Origin of the sequence: Mesorhizobium sp. LNJC394B00 (genome assembly GCF_000502555.1) — a bacterium.
Classification (GTDB): Bacteria; Pseudomonadota; Alphaproteobacteria; order Rhizobiales; family Rhizobiaceae; genus Mesorhizobium.
On the sequence record NZ_AYWH01000001.1, the window covers coordinates 830,795 to 845,095 of the forward strand.

Consider the following 14,301-nt stretch of genomic DNA (forward strand, 5'->3'; position numbering starts at 1 on the left):
GCCACGCGGACCGCTTCTCACCCCACAAGGGGAGAAGGTAAGAATCGCCACGCCCGGCGCAAATATCGTGCTCGGACAACATCATGCGACATTACTTTGAATCAGTTCGGCAGGCTCTACGTCCTGTCACGTCGCTATCTTGACCCCGAGATCAGCGGTGCCTCAGGCGATTGCCGGCAATGATGATTGCCATACGGCGTGGTGCGATATCTGGTTGTGCTCGATGCAATCGGTTGCCAGTTTGCTGATTTCAGGATCGGCGGACGCCTGCGCCCATTCGACGAACGCGTCAACAACGACCAACCTCGCCCGGCTGGCCAGCCCCAGGCCGTAACGGCGCACTACCGGCTCTGAATGGTCGAGCATCGCACGGATCATGCCTGATGCATCACCTCGCCATTGCCCGGAGATATCGGCGATCGCCGAAAACGGCGTTTGCGGCCTGAGCAACGCGGCGTGCTGACGCGCAAGCTTTAACTGCCAGTCTTTTGCAAAGCGCACAAATTTGACGGCTCCCATGCGTACACCATCGTGATAATCATCAAGGGCAAACAACGCCTGCGCGAGATGCTGACCATCGTTCCGCGTACTGCATCGCAAGATAGACTCCACGGCATCGAAGCGCGTGCGCGGGTTGCTGTCCCCAAGCAGCGCGGCCAGCTCACCCACCATCGAACTTATGTTCTGGTTTTGAAAGGTGGCAATAAACGCACCCGCCGCTCGCGTCTCAGCATTGGCAGATGTCAGCAGGAGACGAAGGCTTTCCAACGGCACCGTCTTGCCGAGCTCGCCGAGAAGGTCGTTGGCAAGCGCGCCATCGTCATCATGCGGGGACGACAGCAGCCGCTCCAGCATCTCCTGACCTGTCATGGCATTTGTCGATTTGCCGAGTGGCAGCAGGATCTTACCGCCTTCGCTGAAAAAAAGATGAGCAACCTCGCTGTCCTCGGCGGACAGGCGCATCGCCTCAAATAGATCTGTCATGGCAAAGAGTGGCTGTCCCACCCGCGTAGAGTACAGGCCGCGCAGAATGCACCAGCCCAGACGCATCGATGTCGCCGATGCACGGCAAGACCTACCGCATAAAGCGATAAAGGAAAAGATGAGAGCGAAGCTTTCCCGTTTCGGCGCGTTGCGGAATCGCGAACCGCGACTAGTGGCTAGGTTGTCGAGGAACCAAGTCCATGAACAGGCGGCAGGTATTGACAGGCGGTTTGTCGTCGCTTGTCGTGTCGCCGGCGGGTGGTGCTGAGGTATCAAAGCCCCAGGTGCCCAAATGGCGACCCTCGTTTTCACAACCCATCGATCGCATCGAGGAACGGTTCGGCTATTACTTCGACAGAGGCCGTGACTTTGCCATCCTTGAAAACGGCACCTGCGTGCTGACGGAAGCCGGCCTGTCCGATGAGGCGGCAGCCATGGCCGCCATCCAGACGCTTGCCATGATTTACAACTATCACCCGGACATGAAGCCGTCCGACATGGATGATGGCAACGTGCTGGTCAGCTACAATCATCCAGCCTTCAATGTCGTGCTTTCCGACGTTGCGAATGCGCATTGGCAAGAGATCGAGGCCCGCCACCAGGATGGGCTGGCTACGGGCGAGGTGCTGATCACGCCGCTGGGGCAGAATGTGTTCGATGAGCTCGGCAAAAAGGCGCTGCTTGGCAGGTGCTACATGTTCATGGATGCGCAGGCGCCAAAGGTGATCCGCATCAAAGGCAGTTGATGAGTCCAATCAGGGATATTTGGTGCCCGCAAGCTGCCTGGCACGACCCTCGGCGGTTGGCGATTTGCGCGTTAATGGGCCGCACAATATTTTCTCTCGACCGGTATACTGGTATATATAGAGCATACAGGATTGATTGGGAGTGTCGGGGACGCAGACCTCGCGTTTGAACCCTGTTCCTGGATCGGTACGGGTTCTGCAGATTTTTTTACTCGTATCGTAAGGAACATTCGCCTGGCTGGTGCATGCCGATGCACTGGCGGCAATGGCGACAACGATTGCAATCCGAATCATGTGTTCCCCCAAGTCTTGGGTCAGCTTCGCATTGATGAGCGGTGGTATCAATGGCCACACTCTATTGGAGCATGCTTGCATGACCCGTCACGTCACCTTCATGACCATAGACGACGCCGAACACTATTCGCCGGACGAGCGCGCCGCGATCGTTGCCGCCTATCCCGAGCATGAGCGCGAGGCGCGGGCGCGCGGCATTCCGGTGCTGGGCTCCGGCCGCATCTTTCCGATTGCCGAGGAGCTGATTGCCTGCGAGCCGTTCCGGCTGCCGCGCTACTGGCCGCGGATCGGCGCCCTCGATTTCGGCTGGGACCATCCGTCGGCCGCCGTCGAACTCGCCTGGGATACGGAGGCTGATATCGTTTACGTCACCAAAGCAGCCAGGGCCTCGCAGCAGACGCCGGCGATGCAGGTGCTGGCGCTGAAGCCATGGGGCGAATGGCTGCCCTGGGCCTGGCCGCGCGACGGCCGCCGCGAGACGCTGGAAGGGGCGGGCACGGCGCTCGCCAGGCAATATGCCGCCCACGGCTTGAACATGCTCACCGGCCACGCCCGCTTCGCCGACGGCTCGGTCTCGGTCGAGGCCGGGCTGATGGAGATGCTCGACCGCATGCAGTCCGGCCGCTTCAAGGTGTTCTCGTCGCTGCTGCCCTGGTTCGAGGAATTTCGGCTTTACCATCGCAAGGACGGCAAGGTGGTGAAACTGCGCGACGATTTGATGGCCGCGACGCGCTATGGCGTGATGATGCTGCGGGAAGCGGTGGTTGATCCCGCGGAGTTCAAGAGCGCGAGGCGGACGACCGGGCAGAGTGATCCGCTGGGGGCGTTTCGGTGAGGGGCAAGCGCCCTCGATCTTTCCAAGAGTCTTCGATCCGACAAAGCCCGCGAGGCGGGCGGCGAACGCGTGTGGCCCGGCCCTGCTGTGGTCGCCAGCGCTGCGCGCCTTTGTTCAAAGCCAGGGAGCAGCCAACAATGGTACACATCATCCCACTCTCCGTTGGTCGGCGACGGCTCGATACGGGGAACGCAGTGCAGTATCCGCAAGGGTCGCCCATCGGCGGCGCCATGCAGGGTTTTGGCGACGAGCTTTCCGCACTGGCCGAGCACTACCGGAAGATGACAGAGCGACAGGAGGCCTTCGACGCCGAGATCGCACGCCGCCAATTCAACGGCCGGATCGCGTTGGCCGAAGACGAGCTGGCGGCGAAGGCGCCGGCCGACGGCGCGGGCATGCACGAGGCCATGTACGGCCAGCTGGACCCGTATGACGGCCGAGCGGTGAAGCCCGGTCTGTTCGAGAAGATGTTCGGCGAGGTCTTGCCGAGCATGCCCGAAAGCCAACGCGCCAACTTTGCCAAGCAGAAGGAGGCGATGCGCATGGCAGGCGCGGTGCGCATGGCGCAGCGGCAGCTCCAGCGGCGCAAGGATTATGAACAGAACCAATGGTCCGGGGTCCAGCGCGCCGAGCTTGACGCCATCGCTCAAAGCAATCCCAACGACACTGTGGCTTTTAACGCCGCTCGCCGGCGCGGCCTCGATGTTCGCGACAAGATGGGCCTCGACCCGCAGGGCAAGTTGCAGGCCGAAGCCGCGTGGCGGGATAGCACGGCAAAGACACGGATTGGGGCTACAGCATTGAAAGCGTAGTAAAAAGCAAGGATCAATTCTCAGACGTTAATGGTCCGACCTCCAGGTCTAAGCATAATCGATCCGACATCGATCAAGTACCCATCGGCGACCCACGTTTTCCTAAAGCATCGAGGATAGTTGACGAATACCTAATGCAGCGTGCATCAGGCGAGCCGTCATCGGTTGATGATAATCTTAGCTATGGTAGTCCAGATTATGCAGACGAATCTGGTCTTAAGTGGTTACTGAAATTAAAAATGAAGCGTGGTCTTCATTTGCATGGTACGCCTCCCGATTTGCTGCGGTTCCTTCCGGGAAAATTTGGTATCAATTTACCAGAGGACTACTATTCAGCTTGGCCGTAAAATAGATCGATATCGGTGCCGCTCAGAAAGGGCCACCTCTTTATTAGGCGGTGTCCTTTATTGTGAAAACAATCATCATCCGTTCAGCTACGGCGCGCAGCCAACATCAACAAAATTTAGTAGTGGTTCGACGCCTTCATCGTCCCGAACGGTATAGAATGCATCTGGGTAAGTTTCAGCGGACCTCCAATTGAAGTTCTTGACTGTATCCGGACCTACCGCAAACATATAGGAAGGCATCGGACCACTGATAAATCCGTGGTCGCCCTCTTTCGTCACCAGCTCCGCCGCCGTGGCCGGCTGCAAAAGCTTCTTATCCGCCGTGAAGGCGGCTTTACCGGAACCTTGTCTGATGACGGTCACGACAATCCCCGACTCGAGTTCCTTGAAGAGCACGCCCTTTGGGCAGCTTTGCCACAGAGTGTCCGTCTTATCCACGTCGTCCGACTGAGCCGCGCCAAATGGCAACGCAAACACCGCCATCGCGGCGAGAATGAGCGATCGCAACGATACCTCCTATGGTTGTATTTCGAACGTTATAGCCCTGTTATGGTTGTGGCAAGCGCTGCGAAAGCATCGACGTCATCTTCCGACGCCTTTGATGGCAGGATTCCGAGGGTCTTCGCAACGCTGCCTCGCGCGGGATGGGATATCCATGGCCGTCCGCATCATTCCCGCCACGCTGCGCGATCTCTCCTACATCGCCGCCAATCTGCGTGCCGAGGACCGGGCCGAGATCGACTGCCAGCTTGACCATTGGTCGCCGGCCCTGCTGGCGGTCACCGCGCTGCAGGGCTTTGCCTATGTTGCCGAGCTCGACGGCAATCCGGAGGCCGGCTTTGGCGCCGCCGAACAGCGCGGCGGGCTGTGGATCGCCTGGAGCTGGGGCACGCGCCGCATGAAGCGCTGCGTGCCTGGCATCACCGGCCACTTCCATGCGGTGCTTGGGCCGAAGGTTGCGGCGCGGGGCGCCTGGCGGGTCGAGGCGCGGGCGCTCGCCGCCAACGAACTGGCTCTGCGCTGGCTCGGCCGGCTCGGCGCCACCCAACGCTGCCGGTTGCCTGGATATGGCCGCAACGGCGAAGACTTTTTCCTTTACGACTGGACAAGAGAAGGCTGGAACCATGTGTCTCTTTCAAAAGCCGCCGGCGCTGAAGCCGCTGCCACCGACCCCGACCATTGAAGACAAGGACGTGCAGGCGCGCGAGGCAGCCTTGCGGGCTGAACTCGAACAGCGCCAGGGCACGGCGGCGACGGTGAAAACCGACCTCGCGCCCGGCGACCTCACCGGCCAGCGCCGCGTTCTGCTGGGGGTATGACCATGACCGCGATGAAGCGCAGTTTCAGCAAGCGCGTGCTGGCGTGGTGGTACTGGCGACGGCATGCCAGGCTGGTGAAGCGGAGGTGACGCATCTTACCCTCTTGTGGGGAGGGTCGTAGGCTGAGCCGCACGGTACGTGCGGTTCAGCCTACGGGGTGGGGTCTGCGCTGCACCCCCACCCCGTCTCCCTCGCTTTGCTTTGCAAAGCGAACTCGCCGACCCTCCCCACAAGGGGGAGGGTGTAGCAATTCGTCATCTCTCAGCGGCTTGACAATCGCCCCTCAGGCGCCATGCTGCAGTGCAACATGGCTAGCTACGAAACCAGCATCATCAAGTCGTCGCGCATCGAATGCCTGGACGGGCTTCGCGCGCTTGCGGCGATCTGGGTGCTGGTCGGGCACTGCATGCTTTTGACCGGCTGGCAAATTCCGATCGTCGGCGAGCCGGATCTCGGCGTCGACCTGTTCATCACTGTCCGGCTTCCTGATGGTGTTCCACTATCAGCTGCGCCAGGAAAAGGAGCCTTGGCAAAGACCGGAAACCTGGCTGAAATTCTGGACGCGCCGCTATTTCAGGATCGCGCCGCTGTTCTATGTCATGCTTTGCCTGGCGCTGGCGCTTGGCCCCTATCTCTACGATTGCAGGATCATCATCGACGATTTCCTCTCCAGATCGCACCAGGCGCCGGAACGCTACCTCGACGGCAGCCTGAAAAACATCGTCGCTCATCTCACGTTCCTGTTTGGGCTGGTGCCGAACCTCGCCTATCGCACGCCGCTGCCTGACTGGAGCCTGGGGCTGGAGATGCAGTTCTATGCCGTGTTCCCGGCCGTCATGCTGCTGGTGCGCAGGCTGGACTGGATGAGGAGCGCCCTTGTGGTCGCGGCGGCCGGCTGCGTCATCGTGTTTGCGATGCGGCTGTTGTCGATCCATTTTCCGATGCCGTCCTTTCTGCCGCTCAAGATACAGATATTCCTGTGCGGGATGCTGCTGGCCGGAGTCGTGCATCAGAGCCAGCCGCGATCTATCCTGTACTTGGCACTGGCGCTGCTGCTGGCGGCGCTGCCCTTTGGCGGCGACCAGGGGCTGGGCAAGGTTCTGGTGCGTGAAGCGCTGGTGGCGGGCTTCTTTGCGCTGGTTCTCTACCGCATGCTGCCTGGAAGGGCGGGAACGCTGGCGCGAGCGATCGCCGTGACGCTCAGCAACCGGTTCTTCCACCTGATGGGCGAGCTTTCCTTCAGCATCTACCTGATCCATCTGCTGGTGCTGCAGCCCGTCGCGGCGTTCGTCATCAGTGAGTTCGGCCACCAATTGTCGGCGCCGCTGCGCTTCGCCATCGTCGTTGCCGTTGTGCTGCCGACGGTGACGTTGCTGTCCTGGATCACCTATACTTTGATCGAGGTCCCCGGCCAGAAGGCGGGCCGCTTCGTCGTCCAGCGCTTTGGCCGGAAAACTGCGCCGGTGCTCGAGGGCATCAAGCGCAGCGCGTAGTCGGCTGACGCTGCCGATCTCCCCCTCGAGGGGGAAATGTCGCCGAAGGCGACAGAGGGGGTCGGTGCGACCGGACGCGACCTCCCGCCACCGACAGATGAGGCTAGCGCTCTACGCGCGGCGACCCCCTCTGGCCTGCCGGCCATCTCCCCCCTCAAGTGGGGAGAAGCGCCGCTTCGCCGTCCATTCACATCCTACCCAGCGAGCCCCTCATGACCGATTCCCGTGCCCGCGATATCCTGTCCCGCCAATCCGAGCTCGAGACCGAGCGCTCTCAGTACGAGGCGGTGTGGGAGCAGGTGGCGGAATTTTGCGATCCCGATGCGCCCGATGTCTGGAGCGGCCGCAGGAGCGGCGGACTGCATTCGCAGGCCGAGCGGCAGGAGCGGCGCGGTGCCCGCGTCTATGCCAACACCATCAACTCGGCCGCCAATCGCCTCGCCGCCGGGCTCGAAAGCCTGATCATCCCGCAGTCGGAAAAATGGCACGGGCTGACCACCGCAGAAATGAACGACGAGGAGACCGACGAGGAGAAGGAATGGGCGGAAGGCTTGCGCGACTTCCTGTTTGCGCTGCGCTATTCCGCCAACTCCAATTTCGTGCCGGCCACGCAAGCCTGCCTGCGCAATGTCGTGCGTTATGGCCCGGCCTATCTCTATGCCGAGGAAGGCTTTGGCGGCACGCTGATCCGCTATGCCTCGATCCCCGTGGTCGAGGGTTATCTCGCCCGCAACCGCTGGGGCCAGGTCGACATTTTCCACCGCCGCTACGAGCGCACGGCAAGACAGGCGGCGCAGCTGCTCGGCTACGAAAAAATGCCGGCGCGGATCAAGATGCTGGTCGACGATCCCGCCAAATGCGAGACGAAAATCTCGCTGATCCAGTGCATCCAGCCGCGCGACGAGCGCAAGATGTACCGGCTTTCCGGCGACTATCAGTATCTCGACACGGCCTTTGCCTCCTATCACGTCATCGAGGACGAGGAGGAGATCGTCAGGGAGAGCGGTTTTCGGTCCTTCCCGGTGTCGACCTTCAACTGGCGCCGCTACGAGGGCGACCCCTATGGCATTTCGCCTGCTATCGAGGCGCTGACCACGGTGCGCGAGGAGAACGCGGTGCGCCGCTCGGGCCTTCGGGCCCTGCAGCAGATCACCGATCCGGCCACGGCGTCCAAGGCCAGGCTCGATTATGTCCCGGTGCTCAACCCCGGTGAGAATTATCCCGGCCTCATCGACGACAATGGAAGGCCGCTGATCCAGCCGATCGCGACCGGACAGAACCCGACCTATGCCTTCAACTATGCGGCGAGCCGGGCGGAGGAAATCCGCGACATGATGTTCGTCAATTTGTTCCAGACGCTGGTGCAGAACCCGCAGATGACGGCGACCGAAGCCTTGATCCGCCAAGAGGAGAAGGGCGCGCTGCTCGGCCCCTCGGGCTCGATCATCCAGGCCGGATTTGCCTCGAATCTCGACCGCGAGCTCGGAATTCTCGAGGACAAGGGCCTTTATGACGAGGACAGCCGCTTCGCGCCGCCGGACAGCCTCGCCGGCAAGGCGGTGCGGCCGACCTTCACCGGCCCGCTCGATGTGCTGCGCCGCTCGGCCGAAGCGCGCGACACCATCCAGGTGGTGACGACGGCCATGCAGATGGCGCAGTTCGATCCCGGCATCATGGACAATATCGATGGCGACGAGGCGCTGAAGATCGTGCAGAGCGCCGGCCGCAGCCCGCAGCGCATTTTCCGCCGCAAGGACGAGGTGGAGGGTCTGCGTGGAGCAAGAGCACAGGCCCAACAGGCACAGGCCGGCATGGCGGCGATCGCTTCCGCCGGCAAGGTCGCCAAGGATGCCGTGCCCGCAGCCGTCCAGGCGCGCGACAGCGGGTTACTCGACGCATTGATGCTGCAGGCGGGCGGCGGCGGAGAGGCGACGGCCGGAGCGGCCGCGCGGGCGACGGCCGGAGCNGGCATTGATGCGGCGGGGGGGCGGCGGGGGAGGGGCGACGGCCGGAGCGGCCGCGCGGGCGACGGCCGGAGCGGCCGCGCCGGAGCAGGGAGCATGAGCGGCAAACGCTTCGCCCGCGCCAGTCAGGCCGGCGGCCCCGCCAAGGCGCGCGACGCGCTGACCAAGGCCTATCTCAGGGTGTTCTCCGGCGAGGACGGCGAAATGGTGCTGGCCGACCTCGCGGCAACCGTCGGCTACTACCGCCGCCCGTCCTATGGCGAGTGGATGGCCAGGACCAGGACGCCCAACGGCTTCGAATTGCACAGCGCGCTCAGCAATGCGCGGGCTGAAGTGGTGCAGCACATTATGGGATTTCTGACGTTGGACGAGACGCAGCTCGCGGCGCTGGAGAAGGCGGCACGGGCGGAAGGATAGGCGGCATCCGCAAAGCTGCCAATCTCCCCCCGTGTGGGGGAGATGTCCGGCAGGACAGAGGGGGGCGCTGTCCCGCTAGCGTTTGCCGTTTCTACAGATCGATTTCCCAATCAACGCGCTGCGCCAAGCCCAGCCGCAATCACGATATGCTGGCAAACATTATCGATGTCGCGAAGGACGTCGTCGTTCCAGAAGCGAAGAACATCCGTCTTCCTCAAGGCGCGTCGTCCTCGCTCCGTCGCGCGCGGCTGAATCCGCTTCCGCATGCTGGGAGCCGTCAACTTCCACGGTGAGCTTCTTTTCAGGGCAAGCGAAGTCGACAATGTAGCCGGCGATCGGAAATTGCCGGCGGAAGCCAAGCCCCATCAATCGATGCGCGCGAAGTTCATTCCAAAGCTTCAACTCGGCGTCGGTCATCACCTTGCGCATCGATCTGGCTTTTGAACGATGCCTTGGGGGCAAAGGTGTGTGCGGCATTATGAAAGCCCCGATGCGGGCACTCTACGGCGCCCCCCTCTGTCCTGCCGGACATCTCCCCCACGAGGGGGGAGATTAGCTGTCACCGGCGCTCTGCTCAACCGTTGCCGTGTTTCCAACAACGCCACTCCAAAAGTCCGCAAACGACGCGATCGGCGTGCGTTGCGGCTTGCCATGCCTCCGGCAAAGCGCTCCATCGGCAGGAACCAGACACATGGTCCACATCATTCCTCTCTCGGTTGCCCGGCGCCGGCCCGGCAATACGGCGCAAGGTACTGGCTCCTCGCCGGCAGGCGGGGCAAGCCAGCAGCCCGACAGCTACTGGCAGGAGGTTGCCGAGCGCTATGAGCAGCTCATATCGCAGCAGCAGGCCTTCGATACCGAGGTCGCCGCACGCAAGTTGAACGGCGAGATCGCGCAGGCCGAGGCCGACGCTGTAGCCAATGCGCCGGCAGATGGCGCCGGCCTGCACGAAGGCATGTATGGCCAGGTCGACCCGCACACGGGGCGCGTGCTGCAAACGGGTCGGTTCGACACCCTGTTCAAGGGTTTCCTGAGCCAGGTGCCGCCCGAGCTGCACCCCGGCCTCAGCGCTCGCAAGGAGACGCTGCGCACCGAGGGTGCTTGGCGGATGGCGGCGCAGCAGCTGCAACGCCGCAAAGACTATGAGCGGGCCCAAGTCGACACGGCGCTGCGAACCAACGCCATCGCCATCGGCAAGGCGCACCCCGACGACCACGTGACCTTCGAGGCGGCCAGGCAGGACGGGCTCGATCTCATCGACAAGATGGGGGTCGATCCTGGTATCAGGCAGCAACTGGCCAAGGACTGGCACAGCACCGCCGCCAAGGCGCGGTTCGAGGCGCTGATTTCCAGGGACCCGAAGCGCGCGCTGGCGATATTTGGCGTTGGCACCCCGGCCGCCGGCAGTGGGGCTATGGGCGACAGCGCGCAGGCTGCGGGCAACTCCTTTGTGGAAGGCCCAAGGATGGCGCCCGGGAAGAAGGCCGCGTCGGCACGCAGACTCCGGACGAACGCATAGCGCAGGCATTCAGGGACGATCTTCCCCAGGAGGAACAGGATGTCCTGGCCTTAAAGGCAAAGGTCGCCAAGTTCTCGCAGGACATCCAGACGCGCATTGCCATCGGTCGCGCCGAGGCGGAAGCGCCGGACCAGTTCGCACGCACGGGCGCCTACTCCGGCGGAATACCGGGCAAGGATGCCTACCGGATCATCTATGGCCTCGATGAGGGCGACAGGCGCCGGCGGGTTCTCGAATGGCGAGCCGGGGTCGGAAAGAAAATCTTTGACATGGGTACCATGTCGAACCAGGCGATCGATGCCGCTGTTGTCAGCGCTGAGCCGGGGCCGAACGCTTCACCTGAGGACCAGGAGCGCTATGAGATCACCGACGCCGCGGCAAAGCTGGTGCGGGAGAGGCGGCGGGTCGGTGCCGGTGGCTACGTCAGCGGATTGTCTCAAAAGACCTTCGAGGGCTGGCAAGCCGTGTTTGGCAGCGGGGCTTCGAATCCGGGGAACTATGATCCGAACCTTTACGATCAGACGATAGCCTTGTCTGTCGCTCTGCAAAAAGTATTGGGCATCGAAGATGAAAATCTTCAGCCAATAACGTTTTCCTACCTGCTCGAGCTTGCCGAACAGCGCGACAGCGGAAGCGCGTACTTGATGGACCGCTACGCCAAGGCGAGCGAGTTGTTTGCGCGCACCAAAGATCCTGTCGCGCGGGCAGCTTTGGTCCGGGAATTGGATGAAGCCGGCCTGGGCGGCATACTCCCCGGCGGCAAGCCTGGCCTTTCAGCGGGCGAGGTGTTTCGAGCTGACGCCAAGGCGCTTGGCAAGGCGGGTGCAAATGCCGGGATATTCGCGGGCAAATTGACGAAGGGAGTTGGCTACGGGCTTTCCTTCGGATCAATCGACCCTCCCGATTTCAGCCAAGGCTACTACGAGCCTGCAAATCCCACCGAGAAAGTGATGATGCGTCAGGGAGGTGACGCATTCGGCTGGGCGATACCGATGCCCGGATTTGGCCGAGCCGCCGAGAAAGGCATACCGCGAGCAGTTGAGTCTATGAGCGCTATCGCGGCCGAGCGAGCCGAAGGCCTCGTCGCCAAGCGGCCGGGCGAGTTAGCTGACGAAGGCGAGGCGCTTGTTGGTGGCGTGGACGCCCAAACGCTCCGATACCAGCAGGGGCTGGCCAGCTTCGCTTTCCAATCGGTCCCCAAATCCGACCGCGCATTTGACAATGCAATGCTAGGCGCAATGCTCGCCCGGGATCCAGACAAGGTCAGATACTCCGGCGCAAAACTAGGCGTTGCCGAGTCAGAGGATTACCGCAAGATTTTTTACGCCAGAAATCCGAAATTAAAGAGCAGTGATAACGTTGTTCATCATGCTAGCGAGAGGCAGGTTGTCGAGAGAGATCCAAGAATTACAAATATAGAAGAAATAAATTCATACGAAAATCTTCGAGGAATCCCAAAAAAACGAGATAGAAACCTACACAAAAAGGTAATCAGGTTTGAATGGGATGAATTCTATAAACGCAACCCCAATTTCACGCGCGAGCAATGGCTTGATAAAATTACAGAAATCGACAAGAAATATGGCCATTTGTTCGACCCGCCGATAGGTGAATAATGCGATATTTTGATATCAGGCCGGATGTGGCTGGTGGGCTGGGTAACCATACGGTTTTAGACACCGACGTTCACCCACCAGTCGTCCACAAGCTGCACTATGAGGTAGAAGGATGGTTCGGCGACGCGCTTGTCACAACCTTTCCATGCTTTCTTGTAACGGATGAAGCAAAGGAGGCGTTGCTGAAGATGGGGATATCTGGTGCTGATTTTTCCGATGCTGAGGTGGCAGAGTCGGAGGAATTTCATGAGTTGCAGCCTGGGCAGGAACTGCCACATTTCGTCTGGTTAAAAGTGGACGGGCAAGCAGGTCGCGACGATTTTGGCATCGCTTCGAATTACGATCTCGTCATATCAGAGCGAGTCCTTGATTTGTTTGAAAGACTAGGAATTCCCTCTGCGGTGATTGAGCCTTTTGGCGAAAGAGACTCATGACGAGGGCCGATGCAATGAATAAGTCACCCTAATCCACCAGAGTTGCCAATTCTGGGTCACTCATTCCACTTCTCGGAATATATAGGTGAGAAATGGATTACTATTATGTAGAGCCTTTTGCCGCTGGTGATTTGGCAAAAATACTCTCCTCGACAATCGCGTTCACCCGCCATTGTCCACAAATTCCACTACGAGATTGACGTTTGGATAGGTGACGTCCTCATAACAAGCTTCCCCTGCTATCTTGTCACCGAGCAAGCCAAGCGGGAACCTTTGGAGATAGGTGTTTCGGGCGTGGCTTTTGCAGATGTTGAGGTGACCGCCTCGGTGCGCTGGGCTAGACGAAGGTGGCAAGGGAGTTAGCCATAGAGACCGCCAAACCAGACTTAAGCAGCGTTATGCGTCTGCCTCCGGCCGACATCAGCACCGCCGATGACGATCTTGATGCCGCCCGAATCGAGGCACGGCAGTATCTCGAATTTTACACCTGGGTCTTATCCATCAAAGGCGAATATTTCGGATATGGCGCGGAAGGAATAATCTACATTTTCCTGTTCGAGATAGAGCCGCGACCGGATGTGAACCAATGGATCTGGGTGATCGTTGGCGATGTGCCGCCGACATATATCCCTGCCGACGACGCGAGGACGCCTTTCGAGGTTCTTGATGGCTATATCGGTGCCCTTGAGGACTGGGTTGAGGCAGCGCGACAAGGAAAGTCGGTGGCGAAATTGATACCGGTCAATGTCGACGCAAATCCCGCCAACGCCGAAATGCTGGCTGGCCGCCTCAAATTTCTCGACGAAAAAATCTTGCCGGAGCTTAAAAGGTAATTCTGACGATTGAGGATGCCGGTAGCAGGTGAGGGGCCAGCCTCTCAGAGGATCGCGCTGCCCCTCAACCGCCCTTCGGGCACCTTCTCCCCGTTGAACGAGGAGAAGGGGAAACCCGTCCTCAATAATCGCCGTTGTAATACCGGTCGTCGCAAGGCGCGGTGTAGATGCGGCCGTAGCGATCCTGGTAGCGGCAGAGCTGTTCGCCGCGGCGCTGCGGCGTGGTCGACTGGCCGATAACGGCACCAAGCAGGGCGCCGCCGGCGGCGCCGATCACGGTGCTCTTGGTGTTGCCGCCCAGCGCCTGGCCGGCGAGCGCGCCGACACCGCCGCCGATAAGCGCGCCGTTGGTTGCCCTCTGCTGCTGTTCGGTCTGCGTCGCGCAGCCTGCCAGAGCGGCAGTCATGAGCACGGCGGCAATGGCTTGTCTGATGATCATCTTGGAACTCCTTTGAAGCCCCAAACGCGGATTGGAGCGAATGGTTGCCAGTAGCTGTCGCATTGCGGCCAAACGGCGGCGCGCCCGCTCACGAAATGAGACGTGGTTTCTCGGGCCTTGAAGACAATGGTCGCCAAAGCGGAAACGCCTTGCGCGAACAGGGCCATAGCGCCCCGGTTTGAATCGATACGCCAGCGCTGATCCGGCGCTTTTTGAATAACGTCCTTTCCAGAATTCCGAACAGAAATG

General features: G+C 60.9%; 14 protein-coding genes and 1 pseudogene. 11 read left to right on the top strand and 4 right to left on the bottom strand.

All coding sequences use genetic code 11. The features are described from left to right. Positions 1 to 162 precede the first annotated feature (162 nt). A complete protein-coding gene (locus X751_RS159500) occupies positions 163 to 1,050 on the bottom strand; it encodes a HEAT repeat domain-containing protein (RefSeq protein WP_023712570.1) in 888 nt (295 codons plus the stop codon). Between the two features lie 134 nt (positions 1,051 to 1,184). On the opposite strand from X751_RS159500, the gene X751_RS159495 reads away from it, so the two are divergent. The 3 genes from X751_RS159495 to X751_RS159485 all read left to right on the top strand — a co-directional run bounded on the left by X751_RS159495 (position 1,185) and on the right by X751_RS159485 (position 3,671). Continuing rightward, positions 1,185 to 1,730, top strand: coding sequence for a hypothetical protein (locus tag X751_RS159495; protein ID WP_023689873.1), 546 nt, complete (start codon positions 1,185 to 1,187; stop codon positions 1,728 to 1,730). Positions 1,731 to 2,103: 373 nt separating this feature from the next. Continuing rightward, positions 2,104 to 2,859 (top strand): terminase family protein, encoded by a 756-nt coding sequence (locus X751_RS159490; RefSeq protein WP_023743940.1) that lies wholly within the window; start codon positions 2,104 to 2,106, stop codon positions 2,857 to 2,859. A gap of 137 nt (positions 2,860 to 2,996) precedes the next feature. Further along, entirely contained in the window at positions 2,997 to 3,671 is a 675-nt protein-coding gene (locus X751_RS159485) for a hypothetical protein (RefSeq protein WP_031246912.1), read from the top strand. A 434-nt stretch (positions 3,672 to 4,105) separates the two neighbouring features. On the opposite strand, the gene X751_RS159480 is transcribed toward X751_RS159485, so the two are convergent. Beyond that, positions 4,106 to 4,525, bottom strand: coding sequence for a hypothetical protein (locus X751_RS159480; protein WP_156929835.1), 420 nt, complete (start codon positions 4,523 to 4,525; stop codon positions 4,106 to 4,108). A 148-nt stretch (positions 4,526 to 4,673) separates the two neighbouring features. Between X751_RS159480 and X751_RS24755 the strand changes: the two genes are divergently transcribed. The 4 genes from X751_RS24755 (at position 4,674) to X751_RS0132640 (ending at position 9,211) form a co-directional block, all read left to right on the top strand. Next, positions 4,674 to 5,201 (top strand): hypothetical protein, encoded by a 528-nt coding sequence (locus tag X751_RS24755; protein WP_023743942.1) that lies wholly within the window; start codon positions 4,674 to 4,676, stop codon positions 5,199 to 5,201. After that, positions 5,143 to 5,337, top strand: a complete 195-nt coding sequence (locus X751_RS1000000166770; RefSeq protein WP_155924219.1) for a hypothetical protein — start codon at positions 5,143 to 5,145, stop codon at positions 5,335 to 5,337. Before X751_RS24755 ends, X751_RS1000000166770 begins: the two co-directional genes overlap by 59 nt. 488 nt (positions 5,338 to 5,825) lie before the next feature. After that, the gene (locus tag X751_RS01000000163485; RefSeq protein ID WP_348524572.1) at positions 5,826 to 6,830 is read left to right on the top strand and encodes an acyltransferase; all 1,005 of its coding nucleotides are present in this window, start codon (positions 5,826 to 5,828) and stop codon (positions 6,828 to 6,830) included. Positions 6,831 to 7,042: 212 nt separating this feature from the next. Further along, a complete protein-coding gene (locus tag X751_RS0132640; protein ID WP_023743943.1) occupies positions 7,043 to 9,211 on the top strand; it encodes a portal protein in 2,169 nt (722 codons plus the stop codon). A gap of 110 nt (positions 9,212 to 9,321) precedes the next feature. On the opposite strand, the pseudogene X751_RS01000000163490 reads toward X751_RS0132640, so the two are convergent. Further along, positions 9,322 to 9,688 (bottom strand): annotated as a pseudogene (locus tag X751_RS01000000163490) (endonuclease domain-containing protein). A 214-nt stretch (positions 9,689 to 9,902) separates the two neighbouring features. Between X751_RS01000000163490 and X751_RS159475 the strand changes: the two are divergent. From X751_RS159475 to X751_RS159460, 4 genes are all read left to right on the top strand, one after another. After that, entirely contained in the window at positions 9,903 to 10,730 is an 828-nt protein-coding gene (locus tag X751_RS159475; RefSeq protein ID WP_023743944.1) for a hypothetical protein, read from the top strand. Positions 10,731 to 10,999: 269 nt separating this feature from the next. Then, the gene (locus tag X751_RS159470) at positions 11,000 to 12,346 is read left to right on the top strand and encodes a hypothetical protein (protein WP_023743945.1); all 1,347 of its coding nucleotides are present in this window, start codon (positions 11,000 to 11,002) and stop codon (positions 12,344 to 12,346) included. Continuing rightward, positions 12,346 to 12,780, top strand: coding sequence for a hypothetical protein (locus tag X751_RS159465; protein ID WP_023743946.1), 435 nt, complete (start codon positions 12,346 to 12,348; stop codon positions 12,778 to 12,780). Before X751_RS159470 ends, X751_RS159465 begins: the two co-directional genes overlap by 1 nt. A 347-nt stretch (positions 12,781 to 13,127) precedes the next feature. After that, complete coding sequence (locus X751_RS159460; RefSeq protein ID WP_245265730.1) at positions 13,128 to 13,613, top strand: hypothetical protein; 486 nt, start codon at positions 13,128 to 13,130, stop codon at positions 13,611 to 13,613. Between the two features lie 121 nt (positions 13,614 to 13,734). On the opposite strand, the gene X751_RS159455 is transcribed toward X751_RS159460, so the two are convergent. After that, positions 13,735 to 14,052: a YMGG-like glycine zipper-containing protein gene (locus X751_RS159455; protein WP_023743948.1), complete on the bottom strand. Its 318-nt coding sequence runs from the start codon at positions 14,050 to 14,052 to the stop codon at positions 13,735 to 13,737. Positions 14,053 to 14,301 lie beyond the last annotated feature (249 nt).

Bases quoted from the DNA above. Each gene is read 5' to 3' on its own strand.
- X751_RS159500 (WP_023712570.1), bottom strand. From the start codon at position 1,050: ATGCGTCTGGGCTGGTGCATTCTGCGCGGCCTGTACTCTACGCGGGTG.
- X751_RS01000000163485 (WP_348524572.1), top strand. From the start codon at position 5,826: ATGGTGTTCCACTATCAGCTGCGCCAGGAAAAGGAGCCTTGGCAAAGA.
- X751_RS159470 (WP_023743945.1), top strand. From the start codon at position 11,000: ATGGGTACCATGTCGAACCAGGCGATCGATGCCGCTGTTGTCAGCGCT.
- X751_RS159455 (WP_023743948.1), bottom strand. From the start codon at position 14,052: ATGATCATCAGACAAGCCATTGCCGCCGTGCTCATGACTGCCGCTCTG.
- X751_RS159475 (WP_023743944.1), top strand. From the start codon at position 9,903: ATGGTCCACATCATTCCTCTCTCGGTTGCCCGGCGCCGGCCCGGCAAT.
- X751_RS1000000166770 (WP_155924219.1), top strand. From the start codon at position 5,143: ATGTGTCTCTTTCAAAAGCCGCCGGCGCTGAAGCCGCTGCCACCGACC.
- X751_RS159485 (WP_031246912.1), top strand. From the start codon at position 2,997: ATGGTACACATCATCCCACTCTCCGTTGGTCGGCGACGGCTCGATACG.
- X751_RS159465 (WP_023743946.1), top strand. From the start codon at position 12,346: ATGCGATATTTTGATATCAGGCCGGATGTGGCTGGTGGGCTGGGTAAC.
- X751_RS159490 (WP_023743940.1), top strand. From the start codon at position 2,104: ATGACCCGTCACGTCACCTTCATGACCATAGACGACGCCGAACACTAT.
- X751_RS24755 (WP_023743942.1), top strand. From the start codon at position 4,674: ATGGCCGTCCGCATCATTCCCGCCACGCTGCGCGATCTCTCCTACATC.
- X751_RS159495 (WP_023689873.1), top strand. From the start codon at position 1,185: ATGAACAGGCGGCAGGTATTGACAGGCGGTTTGTCGTCGCTTGTCGTG.